This window comes from Amycolatopsis mediterranei, assembly GCF_026017845.1.
GTDB lineage: Bacteria > Actinomycetota > Actinomycetes > Mycobacteriales > Pseudonocardiaceae > Amycolatopsis > Amycolatopsis mediterranei.
Genome location: NZ_CP100416.1, coordinates 4,071,038 through 4,085,147, shown reverse-complemented (window position 1 = coordinate 4,085,147; position 14,110 = coordinate 4,071,038). Strand labels below are relative to the sequence as shown.

Sequence of the window (14,110 nt, the reverse complement as noted above, 5' to 3'; positions counted from 1 at the left end):
ATGTCCGAAGAAAAAGTGCCAGGCCATGACGACGTTTCCTACCACCTGCTGAACTTCGACGCGGCCGGGAAGGAACGCGGCGACGACAGCCGCCACGTACTCGCCGAGGCCGAGGCAGCTCAGCCCACCGACATCTTCGTGCTCAGCCACGGATGGAACGGTGACGTGCCGGCGGCGCGGGCCCAGTACGGCGCCTGGATCGCGACGATGGCGGACTGCGGCGCCGACCGGGAGCGGGCCCACCGCCTCCCTGGGGGCTTCCGGTCGATGCTGGTGGGTCTGCACTGGCCCAGCAGAGCATGGGGCGAAGAAGAACTGGGCACCACATCGTTCGATGCCGGCCCGTCGATCGGTACGGAGGACCTCGTCACCCGGCTGGCCGCACGACTCGGCAACGGCCCCGAGCCGATCGAAGCCGTTCGGACGATCGTCGGCTCGGCACTCGACGACATCGAGCCCGCGTACTTGCCGCCGGACGTCCAGGCGGCCTACGACGACCTCGACCGCCTTGATGAAGACACTTCGGCAGAAGGTGCGCGGGAGCCCTTCGATGCCGAGCGGACGTATCAGGCGTGCCGCATCGAAGACGATCCCGTCTCCTTCGGCGGCTTCTCCCTCGGCGGGATCCTCGCGCCGCTCAGGGTGCTGACGTTCTGGAAAATGAAGAAGCGCGCGCGCTTGTTCGGGGAGAGCGGTGCGGCCACGCTGGTGCGCGACCTGCAGGGATGTGCACGCGATGCGCGAGTTCATTTGATGGGACACAGCTTCGGGTGCATCGTCGCCGCTGCCGCGACGGCGGGCGCGACCAGACCGGTCGCCTCCCTGTCGCTGCTGCAGGGCGCGATGTCGCTGTGGTCGTTCAGCGCGGAAATACCCGGGCGACCGGGGCTCACCGGGCACTTTCGCCCGCTCGTGACGCATCACCTGGTCGACGGAGCGACCTTCGTGAACATGTCGGTGCACGACCGGGCCGTCGGGACGTTTTATCCGCTGGGCGCCTGGTCCGGCCATCAGGTGACCTTTGCCGCGGAAGGCTACCCCCAGTACGGCGGAACGGGCGTCCACGGCATCCGCGGCTCGGGCATCGCCGTGGTGGACCACTCCGACATCGCGGCGGTCGAGAGCCTTGCGCCGGGAAAGGTGCACAACGTGGACGCCCGTACGATCATCGCCGCGAACGAAGGAATCGCCGGAGCGCACAACGACATCTGCCATCCGGAAGTCGGCCGGCTCGTCTGGCAGGCGGTGATCTCGGGCCGCTGAACGCCACGCCGGCCGTTGTTTCGGCGCCCTTTCCACCAGTTTGCGGACCTTCGATCGGGTGATTGGCGCGTCGGCGAGTACCTGCCTCGCGACACTGGATGCATCATGTATGCGCTCAGCGTCGAGCATGGTCTCCTATGCACACACCGAGAGGCTTCCGCCGAGTGATCAAGATCTGCCAAGGCCGTGATGGAAACGGCGCGAAACGCATCGTCTTCAGCTTGCCCGCCGACGAGCCTCCCGGCCGCGTCAGCGTGGTCGGATCGTTCAACGACTGGACGCCCGGACAGCACGATCTCCAGCCGCGCACCACCGGACGCCGCTCCGCCACCGTCGAGGTCGCCGCCGGCGTCACCGTCCGGTTCCGCTATCTCGGGGAAGACGGGCACTGGTTCGACGACCCCGACGATCCCGGCGCGCTCGACCGGGTCAACGGCACACCGGGGTAGCTGCCGAGGTCCGCTCAGTCGTCGCCCCGGCTTTCGGCTTCCTCGGCGCGCTCGCGGTTGCGCTGCTGCCGCTCCCGCTCGCGGCGGCTGTAGGTCGCCCGGCGGACGCGTTCCTCGTCTTCGAGGCTCGAGCCCACCGCCCCGGCGACGATGCCCACGGACGTCGACAGCCACACCAGCTTGAGGTACGAAGCAGGCCCGGCCGGATGGCCGAGGACCTGCCCGAAGTAGGTGCCTTCGATCAGCACGATCGACGCCACCAGCGCCAGCACGAAGAGGATGGCGTACATGCAGGCGACGCCGATCGACAGCGTCAGCGCCGTCGAGGCGTTGTACAGCAGGGCCTTCTGCCGTTCGTCGTGCCCGGACGGGGAGTCCCAGAGGCGGTTGTGCACCATCAGCCAGCCCGACATGACCACGATCGCCAACACCGTGATCCCGGCCAGCCGCAGCGCGGGCAGGGCCTCGGCGAGCTTCCAGAACGAGGTGGTGATGATGCCGTACGCGGCGGTCGCCGCCGCGGCCGCGGTTGCGCCAGCAAGGTTGGGCACCAATCGCCACGGACGGTTGTCGCGGATCATCCCGGCGAGCAGCCGCAGCCGGCCGCGCACCCCCACCAGCGCCAAGTGCTCGTCGGCGGCGCCGCGGCCGCGGATGTGCCGCGTCGGCGCCACCACCTCCCGCAGCCGGTCGAGGATCCCCCGCGGCGGATCGGCCTCCTTCGCCGACCGGTGCGCCACCAGATGCCGGACCAGGTGGATGACCAGCCGGGACGCCCGGCCGTGCAGCCGCAGGGCACCCAGCGCCGGCAGCGACACCATCGCCACACCGTGGTCACCGTTGTAGTCCGACGCGATCGGGACCGTACCGGCTCGCCGCGGGAGGTCGGTGATCAGCACCAGCAGGTCCCAGCCGTGCTCGGCCCGGCGCTCCTGCGCCAGGTCCAGCATGGGAATGTCCCCGTCCTCGTTCAGGGGAAGGGACTGCGTCTCGTGCTCGACGCGCCAGGTCGTCTCCTCGCCGAGGTCACGGGCCAGGCGGGCGGGCAGGCCGTCCGCGATTCTCCCGGCGAGCTGCCCGGGCAACCCGTCATCGGTCAGCAGGCCCACCACCAGGGCCTCCGGCGCACGCTGGGCGGTCATGCTCGAGCCTTCCCTCGAAGTGAGGTCTTCGGGTTCCCGGCTTGACCACCGGCAAACGGCGAAGGCCCGGCGTCCGGCACTTGATCAGCACGTCCTGGTCAACCGGGTGCACGACGGAGACCGGGACCACTCACCGGCCCTGGCCGGCGTCCTTGAACTGCTCGTGGCCCAGCACGCCCAGCAGCTGCAGCTTCTCGGACGCGGCCGAGCGCGGCGGCGCGGTCAGCACCAGCAACGCCTGCGACTGGTCCTCGGTGAACAACGCCTGGCAATCCACCTCGATCTCCCCCAGTTGCGGGTGCACGAGCACCTTGTGGTCCTCGAACCGCTTCGCCACCTCGTGCCGTTCCCACAACCGCGAGAATTCCGCACTCTCCCGGCGCAACGCCCGCACCATTTCACCGGCCCGTGAATGCGGGCCCATCGACCCGTGCGCGGCCCGCAGGTTCGCCACCAGTGCGCGGCTCTGCCGGTCGCGATCGTGCTCCGGGTAGATCAGGCGTTGGGCGGGGTCGGTGAACCAGCGGTAGATCTCGCTGCGCGCGAACCCGGTGTAGTGGGAGCTTCCGCCGTAGAGGGCTTCGGCGAGGCGGTTCTGCACCAGCACCTCGCCGAGGTTGGACAAGATCAGCGCGGGCGTGTCCGACAACCGGTCCAGCACCCGCAGCAAAGCGGGCGCGACGTGCGCGGCGGTCGCCGCGGGAGACGGGGCGTTGCGGCCGGCCACCACGAACAGGTAGTTGCGCTCGTCGTCGCTCAGCCGCAGCGCGCGGGCGAGCGCGGCCAGCATCTGCTCGCTCGGCTGCGGACCGCGTTTCTGCTCCAAGCGCGTGTAGTAGTCCGTCGACATCGCGGCCAGCGACGCGACCTCCTCCCGCCGCAGCCCGGTCGTCCGGCGGCGGGCTCCCGGCAGGAGGCCGACGTCCTCAGGCTGCAGCTGCTCCCGGCGCCGCCGCAGGAAGGCCGCCAGTTCCGCTCGATCCATACCCCCAGTATCCCGCGCCGCCGGGCGCGAACCAGGGATCGCCGATCCCCCGATGTGCGCTCTCTGCCGCCACGCGGCCGGGACGCCGAGACTCGGGGCATGGACATCACCGGAAACACCATCTTCATCCCCGGCGCCACCAGCGGCATCGGCCTGGCCTTGGCGCTCGCCCTCCAGGAGCGGGGCAACACCGTGATCGTCGGCGGACGCCGCGTCGAACTGCTGGAGAAGATCGCGGCCGAGCACCCCGCCCTCGACACGGTCCGGATCGACACCGCCGACGCCGGGAGCGTTCAGGTGGCCGCGAAGGACGTCCTCGCCCGCCACCCCGGGCTGAACGTGCTCGTCACCATGGCCGGCGTCATGCGGGTCGAGGACTGGCACCAGCCCGAAACGTTCCTCGAGTCGGCCGAAAGCGTCGTGACGACCAACGTGCTCGGTCCGATCCGCCTGATCGCCGCCTTCGTCGAGCACCTGCGGACCCGGCCGGACGCCACCATCGTGACCGTCTCTTCAGGACTGGCCTTCACCCCGCTCAAGGTGACGCCGAGCTACAACGCGTCCAAGGCGGCGATCCACATGCTCAGCGAGTCGCTGCGGCTGCAGCTGGCCGACACCTCGGTGAGCGTCCTCGAACTGGAACCGCCGGCGGTGCAGACGGACCTGCTGCCGGGCCACGCCGAGAACGACCAGGCGATGCCGCTCGGTGAGTTCGTCGCCGAGGTGATGGGCATCCTCGAGACCCGGCCGGAGGCGACGGAAATCCAGGTCGAGCGGGTCAAATTCCTCCGCTACGGCGAGGCCCGCGGCGACTACGACCAGGTCGTCGCCGCACTCAACGGCACCGACCCGCATCCGGGCTGAGGGCAGGCGGCCCCGGGCTGCCGCGCGCGGGGCCGGCGGTCGAGAGGTATCGAATTCCCGGCTCGAACCGGCACTAGCGGCTCAGCGGGCGTTCCCGGTGCCACCGGTCAGGGCGCGTCCGATGATCGAGGCGTACAGGCGCACGGACCACCGCCGGGGCAGCAGGTACTTGCCCATGAGGTCGGCCGCGCGGTTGACCGCGCCGGGGATGACGTGGGCGCGTTTGCCGAGGTTGTCCAGCGCGGTCCGCGCCACCCGCGCCGGGTCCATTTTGGACCCGGCGAGCCTGCCGAAGTCGATGCCGGCCGCGTTGTCCAGGCCTTCGGTCTGCGTCTGCCCGGGAGAGACGACCAGCACGTCGACGCCGTCCTTCTTCAGTTCGTGGTTCAGCGCCTGCCCCAGTGACAGCACGTAGGCCTTCACCGCGGCGTAATTGGCTTCGAACGGCACGGGACTGGCGGCGATGCTGGACGACACCAGGACGATGGCACCGCGGCGACGCTGCGCGAAGCCGCGGCCGAAGCGGTGCGCCAGCTGCAGGGGCACCGCACCGTGGATGGTGAGAACGTCGAGCTCGTCGGCCAGCGAGTTGGCCACCAGCGGTCCGGCGAAGGAGAACCCGGCGTTGGCCACGACGAGGCCCACGTCGAGGTCGGCGACCTGCTGCCACAGGTCGTCGACCGCTCCCGGCGCGAGGAGATCCAGGGCGACGACTTTGCTGGTGGTGCCGTGCGCGCGCGACAGCTCCGCGGCCAGGGCCTCGAGGCGGTCCTTGCGGCGCGCCACCAGAACGACGTCGACGCCGGCGGCGGCCAGCCGGCGGGCGAACTGCTCGCCGATCCCGGAGGACGCCCCGGTGACGACGGCGTACTGGCCGTATGCGGCGCGAAGATCCTTCATTCCGATTCCCGTCCGAGTGGGGAACGACTTTCATGCGAGCGTTCCAGAAGTAGGAAGACCGACCCTACGACTTCTTGAACGGGCAGTCAAGAAGTCGTAGGGTGGGCTCATGGCGAGGACTGGACGGCCCCGCGGGTTCGACCCCGCGGGCGCGCTGGAACGAGCGCGCGGCATCTTCTGGGCCTCCGGATACGGCGGCACCTCGATCCAGGACCTGGTCGACGGCCTGGCCGTGGAACGCGGAAGCCTGTACGCGACCTTCGGCGACAAGCGGCAGCTCTACCTCGAGGCCGTCAAGTCGTACTGGGCCGACTACGAGCGGGCTCTCGAGCCGGTGCTCGCCACGATCCCGCTGCTGCCCGCCCTGCGGGAGCTCCTGGTGATGCCGGCCCGGCTCGGAGCCGCGGCAGCCGACCCCGAGGCCCCGCACGGCTGCATGATAGGCAACACGACCGCCGAACTCGTACCGCAGGACGACCAGGCGACCGCGATCGTCAGGGAGTCGTTCGCGCGCTTCGTGCGCATGGTGGCCGACGCCCTCCGCGCGGCCCAGCAGCGAGGTGAAGTGACGACGACCTCCGCCCCCGAAGCGCAGGCGCAGCTCCTGCTCGTGGTCGCCCAAGGGACCTCGCTGCTGGCGCGGGCGGGCACGGACCCGGCAGCGGCCACCGCCGCGATCGACGTGGCTCTCGAGGGGCTGCGTCAGGCCCCGTGACCACGAAACAGCGGCTCGGCGCGGCGGCGGCGAGCCCCGGGCCCGCGGTGCGCCGCGGGTAGCCTCGCGATCATGGTGTTCGACTCGGCCCGGTTCGATCTGCGTCCCTACGCCGGCTTCGAAACCGACCGGTTCGTCCACCGGACGTTCTGCAGCTGGGAGCACGCCGGCTGGCGGTCCTTGCTCGTGCAGCGGTTCGAGCACGTCCCGGTGGTCGAGGAGCTGGCGCTGCCTGCCGCGGCCGACCTGCACCTGGTGTTGCCGGTCTCCGGACGGGCCGAGCTGGAGACGCGCGACGGCGGCCGGGCGGTCCGCGACCGCTGGCTTCCCGGGCGGGTCCAGCTCGGCGTCCCGCACCAGGCCACCGTTCGCCGTTACCGCGGGGACGCGGACATGCGCAGCGTCCAGGTGCACCTCCCGCGCGACACCGTCGACTCGGTCGTGGCGCGGTTCGACGCCGGCGTCCCGGACTTCGAAGCCATGGCCGCGTCCGTCGCCACCGGCGACCCGCTGCTCGAGGAAGCGATCCGGGCGCTCGGGTCCGCGGGCGCGGCCGACGACCTGTACGCCGAGACCGCGGCCGCCTTCCTGGCCACGCACCTGCTGAGCCGGCACGGACGGCTCCGCACCGGCCGGCCCCCGGCGCGGGAGGACGCCCGGGTGCGCGCGGCCGTCGCGTTCCTGCGCGAGCGGCTGGCCGAGCCGGTCACGCTGGCCGACGTCGCCGGCGAGGTGTGCCTGTCGGTCTACCACCTCGTCCGGGTGTTCCGGGCGGCGACCGGACAGACCCCGCACCGGTTCCTCACCGGTTTGCGGGTGGAAGAGGCCAAGCGGCTGCTCCGCGGAACCGACCTCGCCCTCGACCGGATCGCGCCGCGGTGCGGCTTCACCAGTCCCGGCGCCCTGTCCGCCGCGTTCGTGCGCCACACCGGAATCCGCCCGTCGGTCTACCGCAATTCCTGACCGGGACACCGCAATCGCGCGCCTGGCCGGAGCGCGGCGCCGGTCCTAGCCTGCCTTCATGACCCAGCAGTCCTACGACGTCACGGCCGAATCCGCGGCGCCGCCCTCGGTCGTGTGGGCACTCCTGCTCGATCCGCGCAGCTGGCCGGCCTGGTCCCCGATCGACGCGCTGGAGACCGCGCGGTCGGCCGGCCTCTCCCCCGACGGCCGGGACGACGTGGGCGCGGTGCGCGCCTTCCGGACCGGGAAGGTGGTCACCAAGGAGCGGATCACCGCGCTGGAGCCGGAACGCCGATTCGCCTACGAAGGCGCCGAAAACCCGCAGCTGAGCGACTACCGGGCGACGGTCGAGCTGACCGGGCTGCCCGGCGGCGGAACGCGGATCCGGTGGCACGGCAGCTATTCGGCGCGCTGGGGACTGCGCTGGTTCCTCGGGCGATACCTCCGCCGCTTCATGCGGAGCATGGCGACCGGCTTGGCCGGGCACGCGGCCGGGAGAGGGTGACCGGCGCCCGAAGCGCGGGCGCCGGAGCACGGCCTCGACCTCAGATCTTGTAGAAGTCCGTGTAGTGGTTGGGCGAGAACCAGACCACGCCGGTGGTCAGGTCGACGATGATCCGGTAGGCGTCGCGGGACGCGCCGCACGTGCGCGGGTAGACGTCGAACTCGCGGAACGAGTGGCCGGCCGGCAGCTCGCCTTCGCGGTTCTGGTAGGTGCCGCCCGCGTAGTTGCACTTGCCGCCGGGCCAGTCGTACCAGCCACGCGTGCCGGGGTAGCCCTTGCTCTGCCAGGTCGTGTTGGCCGAGCGGGCATCCGAGCAGCGCGACTGCGTGCAGGAGCTGTACACGGTGGCGTCGGCGACCGTGGTGGTGACACCGAGCGTGGCGGCCACCGCGGTGACGGTCACGGCGAGCCGCTGCGCGGTCCGGGAAAGCAGGGAAGCGGGCACGGAACCTCCTCGTCTCGTACGGGCACCGGAATGCTGGCTGCCGCACGTCGCCGGAAGGCGACCGGGAACGTGCCGATCCGGTGAACATCCGGCGACGGGCGTGGGATCGGCTGATCGGGCACGGGCACCGCGCTGTCAGCCCGGCTACCGGAAATCCGGCGCACCAGGCGAAAGGGGGTCTCACAGTACCGGTGTCGCCAGGGTCTCCCGGACATTCAGGACGCCTGTCAACCTGGTTGAGCCGGCTGCCGGGCACAGCGCCGACAACAGACGCGACCGTGTCAGCCCATGTTTCCCGACAGAAGGAACAGAAACCCATGGCGGACAGCCAGTTCACCACGCACGCAGACCTTTTCGACCTGAGTGGGAAGTACGCCCTCGTCACCGGCGGCACCAGGGGAATCGGGATGATGATAGCGCGCGGCCTTCTGCAGGCGGGCGCCCGCGTCGTCATCAGCTCACGCAAGCCGGACGCGTGCGCGGAAGCACAGCAGCTGCTGTCCGAATTCGGCGACGTTCAAGCATTCCCCGCCGACCTGTCCAGGCACGACGAGTGCCGGCGCCTCGCCGATCTTGTCGAGGCCGGCTCGGAACGCCTGGACATCCTCGTCAACAACGCGGGAGCGATGTGGCGCGAGCCGCTGGAGACGTTCCCGGACGAGGCCTGGGACGCCGTGATCGACCTGAACCTCAAGTCGCCGTTCTGGCTGGTGCAGGCGCTGCTCCCGGCCCTTCGCCGGGCGGGCACCGCCGATGATCCCGCGCGGATCGTCAACATCGGCAGCATCGCCGCCATCCACGTCGCCGCGGCGCCGAACTACTCGTACGCCAGCAGCAAAGCGGGACTCCACCAGCTCACCCGGGTGCTGGCCAGAGAACTGGGCCCCCAGCACATCACGGTGAACGCGGTGGCCCCGGGACCGTTCCCGTCGCAGATGATGGCGTCCACGCTCGACGTCCTCGGCGACGCGATCGCGGCGAAGGCCCCGCTGCGCCGCCTCGGCCGCGACGACGACATGGCAGGCATCGCCGTGTTCCTCGCCGGCCGGGCCTCGGCTTACCTCACGGGCACCGTCATCCCGGTCGACGGCGGCATCGCCACGACCGCATCAGGTACCTAATACCGCAACGGTACCGGGGTGATGATGCCGGGGGGTACCAGCAGAACCTCCCTTCGCCCGCGGACAGGGCTTACGGTGACGGGGTGACCATGATCGACCTGCGCACCGAGATCAAGGAATTCCTGAGCTCGCGTCGCGCGCGGATCGCGCCCGAGCGGGCCGGACTGCCCGCCTACGGCGGCAACCGCCGGGTCAAAGGTCTGCGTCGCGAAGAGGTGGCTCTGCTGGCCGGAGTCTCGGTCGACTACTACGTGCGGATGGAGCGCGGCAGCCTCGCCGGCACCTCCGACGGGGTGCTCGACGCGGTGGCCGCTGCCTTGCAACTCGACGAGGCCGAGCGCGATCACCTGTTCCACCTTGCGCGGCAGTCCAGGACGCCCGGCGGTCCCCGCCGCCGGCGGCCCGCCGTGGCGGTGCGGCCGGCGCTCCAGCAGGTGCTCGACGCGATCACCGATGCGCCGGCCTGGATTTGCAACGGCCGTTATGACGTCCTGGCCATGAATCACCTCGCCCGCGCGCTGTATTCACCGGTGCTGGCCGACCCGCGACGACCGGCGAACACCGCGCGGTTCGTGTACCTGGATCCCGAAGCGGCGGAAACGTTCTTCGTCGACTACGACCGGATCGTCGGCGATGTGGCCGCGAAGCTACGCATGGAAGCCGGCCGCAATCCGCACGACGAGGAGCTGATCGCCCTGGTCGGTGAATTGTCGACCCGCAGTGAACTGTTCCGGCAGCGGTGGGCATCTCAGGACGTCCGGCTCCACCGGTCCGGACGCAAGCGCCTGCACCATCCGGTGGTGGGCCGGCTCGACCTGGACGTCGAGTCGATGGAGCTGCCCGCCGAGCCCGGCCTGCTCCTGAACATCTACACCGCACCCGCCGGCACGGCGACCGCGGACGGTCTGGCCCTTCTGGCGTCGTGGGCGGCCGGCCAGGAGAAGCCGGCGACCGGGATTCAAGCACTCAGCTGAGCTGCCGGCCGTTTCAGTCCGCCTGGGTCGGCGCTGAACGATCGGCGAGAGCGTCGGGCCTGGCTCATGCACCCGACCCCAGCCGAGCGCGGCTTCGAGGGCAACCGCACTGGACCTCCCCGGCACCACCTCAGCCGCCGCGGGGGACGACCAGCTCCATGTGCATCGAGTCGGTGGACTCGCCGGTCCAGGCGACGCCGAGGTCGAACCCGTGCTGCGCCAGGGCGACCAGGAAGTCCGCGTTGAAGTGCTCGCGTCCCGTCACCGGGTCCCGGGGGTTGAAGTAGCCCTTCTCCACCAGCTGCGCCATCGACGGCGTGTCCGGGACCGTCGCGGTCGTGGGCCGCTCGCCCTTCTTGCGCTTCGCGCTGCCGAACAGGAACGCCGGATCGCTCAGCTTGGCCCGCAACGACGTCAGCTTCGCGAGCGTTTCCTTCGCGCCCACAAGGGGTTTCAGCCCGTCGAGGAGGGTCTGGGCCTGCTCGGTGACGCGCGTGACGCGGTCGCCGAACGTGCCGTCCGGCTCGGTCTTCACCAGCTTCTCCCAGGCGGCGAGCCGGCCCCACAGCTTGGACTTCGCTTCCGGTTCCTTGCCTTTCGCCTGGACAACGGCCCGGCCCGCCTCCCGCGCGGCGGCTTCGATCTGCGCGATCCGCACGCTGAGCTGGGCCTTCGCGGGCAGCGCGGCCGGATCGAGAGCGGCCGCGGTCGCCAACGCGGTCAGGCGCTGCTCCTCGGTCGTGATCGCGGTCGTCCACGGCACGATCAGGGCCGGGACCTGGTTCAGGACCGCGGTTTTCTCCGGCGGCGTCGACGCCTCGAAGTACTGGGTCCGCAGCTCGAGGAACTGGTCGCGCGAAGCACCGAGGCTCGCCTGGAACGCCTGCGACGACGCCGCCAGCCGCTGCGACTCGGCGCGGATCCGGTCCATCAGCGCCGCCGCCTGCGCCGGGGGCGCCTCCCCCGCCGCGGTCGCGTCGCCGGTCGCGGTGATGACGGCCCGCCGGGCCGAGTACTCGCCGAGCTGGGCGTTGCTGGGACCGCCGCCGGTGAGCCGGAGCAGCTCGGCTGTCTCGCCGCGGCCGATGCGGGGCATGTTGTTGGCGTCGTAGTCGATCGCGTAGCCGAGCGTGTGCATCGACGCGGGCGTGTAGTGGGTGTCCGGGGTGAACGCCTTGCGGAAGGAGAACGCCACGGTGGACGACGGCCCGGGACCGCCGAGCGACGCGATCGCCGCCTCCAGCCGGGCCTTGGCGTCCCGGTGCAGGAACGGGTGGCCGGGCGCGGTGGACTGTTCGATGCCGCGGAAATGGTCCAGTGTCGCCTCGTGGCTGCCGAACCATTCGCGGCCCGCGCGCAGGAAATCCTGCTTCGCCGCCTCGGTCGCCAGCGGCACACCGCCGTTGCCGGACAGCACGTGCGCGGGCAGCCCGTCGACCGCGGCGAGCGCGGCCTGGTCGTCGAGGTCGCGCTGCACGGTGACCAGCCTGGTGGTCGCGGCGTTCCCGGCGAGGCGCTGCAGCCGCAGCAGCCCCGGTTCCGCCGCCGCGGAGTCCCGGCGGGGCTGGGCATCGTGCGGCCGGACGGCCGGCTTCCTGCGCACATGCTCCACGAATGGAGGATACGACCCGCCGGACCAGGCGACCACGACCGTGCGGGCAGACCGAGCGGCCCGAAAGGGCCAGGTCGCGAAGACCGTCACCGCGTAGTCCGGCGCGCGGCGGGCCGGCCACGCGCAGCCTCGCCGTCCGACGGTCGCGGGAGCACTGCTACGCCACCGGCTCGGCGGCAACGGGGACATCGGCACCGGACGCGAGGACCGAGCGTCGCCTACCGCAGGACGGCTGCCAAGTATTCACGAATCCGGGCTTTCTTCGGAAAAGCGACCTCCAGACCGATCGGCTGCGTATCGTCCGCCACCGCGTTCACGAATATGAACAACGGATTACTCTCACTGTGTGCCGAACGACCTAGGACTTTAGATCAACCAGCGGATTGCGAAGCATCTTAACCTACTCTACCAACAACCCGTTGGTAGATCACCCACATGGCAGATGACAACAGTCAGAGCCAGCAAATACGCTTACTTGTCGTCGCATCTCAATGGCGCATATCGCATTTAATACGAGGGGTGTAATGCGTAAGCACAACAAGAGGATGACTTCAATTCTCCTTGCGACCTTCTGCTCTTTGATTTCCTGGACTTCGTCAGCTTCGGCCGCGACAGTTGCGGACTCAAATCTCGTTGATATCCCCGCCAACGAATTGCAGGCATTAGTAAGCGCGGCTTACGGAAACTCGACCTTGTACTCAGGTCTGCGCTTCGACGAAGCGAGACACACTTACATCCTCGGGGCAGTCGACGTCAACGCCGCCGCCAAGAGCCTGAATCAACTTTTTCACGGGAACACTGCAAATGAGACCAGTTCGGTCGCGGGCTCCTCAGTTCGAGTTGAAGTCACGAAGCAAAGCAGGAGCCGAAATATCCTCAAATCTGTCATGTCGCAAGTGGCAGCCGACGTCAAGAACAAGAATGTCGCCGACGGTCGAGTAACAGCTTGGCATATCGACGAAGACGCCAATCAGGTCGTAATCGAGATCGCCAATCCATCCGACAAAGACGTTCTGGCATTACGCGATCGATACGGATCGGGACTTGTCAGGGTCATTTCCGGCAGGCGGCCGACCACGGCAGCGAAAGTGACGACCACGGAGAAGCCGATAAAACTTCAGAAAGCAAGCAAAGGCTCGATCGCAGTGCCCAGTCAAGCAAAATCTCCGAGCCGGCTTCTCGATTTCCCGGCGTACAACTCCGCAGTTCGCATTTTCACGGTTGGCCCCAGCCCCACCGGTAGCGGTAGCACTATTTTTGAGTGCACCACTGCGATGAACCGGGCGTCGCTGACTCAGGTAGTCACTGCAGGACATTGCGGACCGACAGGCACCACATTTTATCAAGGGTACTTCGACAAAGCTTCCAGTACCGCCTACTACAGCGACATCCTCGGCACTGTCACCTTGAGCATCGACGGCAACGGCGATCCTGATTTTGCGAATATTCAGCCATATGTTCCGCTCTCTGACCAACAGTACACCTCCGATGTGGTCAACCTCGAAGAATACGTTGCCACAACCCAGACCAACGATTCGATCAAATTTGTGGTCGGCCAGAGCGTCTGCACAAACGGGTCATTCAGCGGGTATACGTGTCGCGGCGCGACGGTCAATGCAGTAGATATCTGCATAGACACCGACGTAGCAGACCTGGTCTGCGGCATTGACCGCGCAACATCTGGCGATGGCGGCTCGATCGTGCAGTCCGGCGACAGTGGCGGCCCTATTCTGACTGGATCCCTTTCCGCTGGAGCTCAGGTTGGAGGCGTAATAGTGGCCGAGGACCGCTACGGCCTCGACGTCTTCACAACTGAAGCCAGTCGCACCTGAGCAGTCAGATAGCCGGAGCTGTGATATAGTGGAGGCGAGTCGCGACAATGACTCACCTCCACTATATCGACTCAGACAAGGCTGAGAAGTGAATAGCTCAAGACGATATGGCCTGCTGGCAGGGAGTGTGCTCGTTATCATAGTTGCGATCGGGGTCGTTTTCTATTTAATCGATAAATCTCAGCCGCCGCATGCCACCCTGGTTCCCCCGGCAACTGGGGCGATTAAGTCGCTTGTCCAAGTGACGCCTACCGCGACTAAATAATCAGACGTCCAAAAAGAGCGAAGGATCTTGCGCTCGTTCCATTCCCGCGCGACGTGAGCGGACTCAGTCCCGCGA

Annotated in this window: 14 protein-coding genes; 9 read left to right on the top strand and 5 right to left on the bottom strand. The window is 68.7% G+C overall.

Annotated features, from left to right (window positions below; translation table 11 throughout):
• Complete coding sequence (locus ISP_RS18970) at positions 1-1,263, top strand: hypothetical protein (RefSeq protein WP_013225428.1); 1,263 nt, start codon at positions 1-3, stop codon at positions 1,261-1,263.
• Between the two features lie 221 nt (positions 1,264-1,484).
• Positions 1,485-1,712, top strand: a complete 228-nt coding sequence (locus ISP_RS18965; RefSeq protein ID WP_431306515.1) for an early set domain-containing protein — start codon at positions 1,485-1,487, stop codon at positions 1,710-1,712.
• Positions 1,713-1,726: 14 nt separating this feature from the next.
• Here ISP_RS18965 and ISP_RS18960 read toward each other — a convergent pair whose 3' ends face one another.
• Entirely contained in the window at positions 1,727-2,854 is a 1,128-nt protein-coding gene (locus tag ISP_RS18960) for a hypothetical protein (protein WP_013225426.1), read from the bottom strand.
• A 130-nt stretch (positions 2,855-2,984) separates the two neighbouring features.
• Positions 2,985-3,839: a helix-turn-helix transcriptional regulator gene (locus ISP_RS18955; protein ID WP_013225425.1), complete on the bottom strand. Its 855-nt coding sequence runs from the start codon at positions 3,837-3,839 to the stop codon at positions 2,985-2,987.
• 99 nt (positions 3,840-3,938) lie between these two features.
• Between ISP_RS18955 and ISP_RS18950 the strand changes: the two genes are divergently transcribed.
• A complete protein-coding gene (locus ISP_RS18950) occupies positions 3,939-4,703 on the top strand; it encodes an SDR family oxidoreductase (protein ID WP_013225424.1) in 765 nt (254 codons plus the stop codon).
• Between the two features lie 81 nt (positions 4,704-4,784).
• On the opposite strand, the gene ISP_RS18945 is transcribed toward ISP_RS18950, so the two are convergent.
• The gene (locus ISP_RS18945) at positions 4,785-5,603 is read right to left on the bottom strand and encodes an SDR family NAD(P)-dependent oxidoreductase (protein WP_013225423.1); all 819 of its coding nucleotides are present in this window, start codon (positions 5,601-5,603) and stop codon (positions 4,785-4,787) included.
• A 109-nt stretch (positions 5,604-5,712) separates the two neighbouring features.
• Here ISP_RS18945 and ISP_RS18940 point away from each other — a divergent pair, with 109 nt between their 5' ends.
• From ISP_RS18940 to ISP_RS18930, 3 genes are all read left to right on the top strand, one after another.
• Positions 5,713-6,318 carry a TetR/AcrR family transcriptional regulator gene (locus ISP_RS18940; protein ID WP_013225422.1) on the top strand — a complete coding sequence of 202 codons (606 nt, stop codon included), beginning with the start codon at positions 5,713-5,715 and terminating at the stop codon, positions 6,316-6,318.
• Positions 6,319-6,390: 72 nt separating this feature from the next.
• Entirely contained in the window at positions 6,391-7,281 is an 891-nt protein-coding gene (locus tag ISP_RS18935) for a helix-turn-helix domain-containing protein (protein ID WP_013225421.1), read from the top strand.
• A gap of 58 nt (positions 7,282-7,339) precedes the next feature.
• The gene (locus ISP_RS18930) at positions 7,340-7,786 is read left to right on the top strand and encodes an SRPBCC family protein (protein WP_013225420.1); all 447 of its coding nucleotides are present in this window, start codon (positions 7,340-7,342) and stop codon (positions 7,784-7,786) included.
• Positions 7,787-7,826: 40 nt separating this feature from the next.
• Here ISP_RS18930 and ISP_RS18925 read toward each other — a convergent pair whose 3' ends face one another.
• Positions 7,827-8,231, bottom strand: coding sequence for a ribonuclease domain-containing protein (locus tag ISP_RS18925; RefSeq protein WP_013225419.1), 405 nt, complete (start codon positions 8,229-8,231; stop codon positions 7,827-7,829).
• A 317-nt stretch (positions 8,232-8,548) separates the two neighbouring features.
• On the opposite strand from ISP_RS18925, the gene ISP_RS18920 reads away from it, so the two are divergent.
• Positions 8,549-9,352, top strand: coding sequence for an SDR family oxidoreductase (locus tag ISP_RS18920; protein ID WP_013225418.1), 804 nt, complete (start codon positions 8,549-8,551; stop codon positions 9,350-9,352).
• Between the two features lie 83 nt (positions 9,353-9,435).
• Positions 9,436-10,326 (top strand): helix-turn-helix transcriptional regulator, encoded by an 891-nt coding sequence (locus ISP_RS18915; protein WP_013225417.1) that lies wholly within the window; start codon positions 9,436-9,438, stop codon positions 10,324-10,326.
• A 130-nt stretch (positions 10,327-10,456) separates the two neighbouring features.
• Here the strand turns inward: ISP_RS18915 and ISP_RS18910 are convergent, their stop codons facing one another.
• Entirely contained in the window at positions 10,457-11,938 is a 1,482-nt protein-coding gene (locus tag ISP_RS18910) for a hypothetical protein (protein ID WP_230468832.1), read from the bottom strand.
• A 524-nt stretch (positions 11,939-12,462) separates the two neighbouring features.
• Here ISP_RS18910 and ISP_RS18905 point away from each other — a divergent pair.
• Positions 12,463-13,770: a chymotrypsin family serine protease gene (locus ISP_RS18905; RefSeq protein WP_141748538.1), complete on the top strand. Its 1,308-nt coding sequence runs from the start codon at positions 12,463-12,465 to the stop codon at positions 13,768-13,770.
• Positions 13,771-14,110 lie beyond the last annotated feature (340 nt).

Bases quoted from the DNA above. Each gene is read 5' to 3' on its own strand.
- ISP_RS18970 (WP_013225428.1), top strand. From the start codon at position 1: ATGTCCGAAGAAAAAGTGCCAGGCCATGACGACGTTTCCTACCACCTG.
- ISP_RS18960 (WP_013225426.1), bottom strand. From the start codon at position 2,854: ATGACCGCCCAGCGTGCGCCGGAGGCCCTGGTGGTGGGCCTGCTGACC.
- ISP_RS18955 (WP_013225425.1), bottom strand. From the start codon at position 3,839: ATGGATCGAGCGGAACTGGCGGCCTTCCTGCGGCGGCGCCGGGAGCAG.
- ISP_RS18950 (WP_013225424.1), top strand. From the start codon at position 3,939: ATGGACATCACCGGAAACACCATCTTCATCCCCGGCGCCACCAGCGGC.
- ISP_RS18945 (WP_013225423.1), bottom strand. From the start codon at position 5,603: ATGAAGGATCTTCGCGCCGCATACGGCCAGTACGCCGTCGTCACCGGG.
- ISP_RS18940 (WP_013225422.1), top strand. From the start codon at position 5,713: ATGGCGAGGACTGGACGGCCCCGCGGGTTCGACCCCGCGGGCGCGCTG.
- ISP_RS18935 (WP_013225421.1), top strand. From the start codon at position 6,391: ATGGTGTTCGACTCGGCCCGGTTCGATCTGCGTCCCTACGCCGGCTTC.
- ISP_RS18930 (WP_013225420.1), top strand. From the start codon at position 7,340: ATGACCCAGCAGTCCTACGACGTCACGGCCGAATCCGCGGCGCCGCCC.
- ISP_RS18920 (WP_013225418.1), top strand. From the start codon at position 8,549: ATGGCGGACAGCCAGTTCACCACGCACGCAGACCTTTTCGACCTGAGT.
- ISP_RS18905 (WP_141748538.1), top strand. From the start codon at position 12,463: ATGCGTAAGCACAACAAGAGGATGACTTCAATTCTCCTTGCGACCTTC.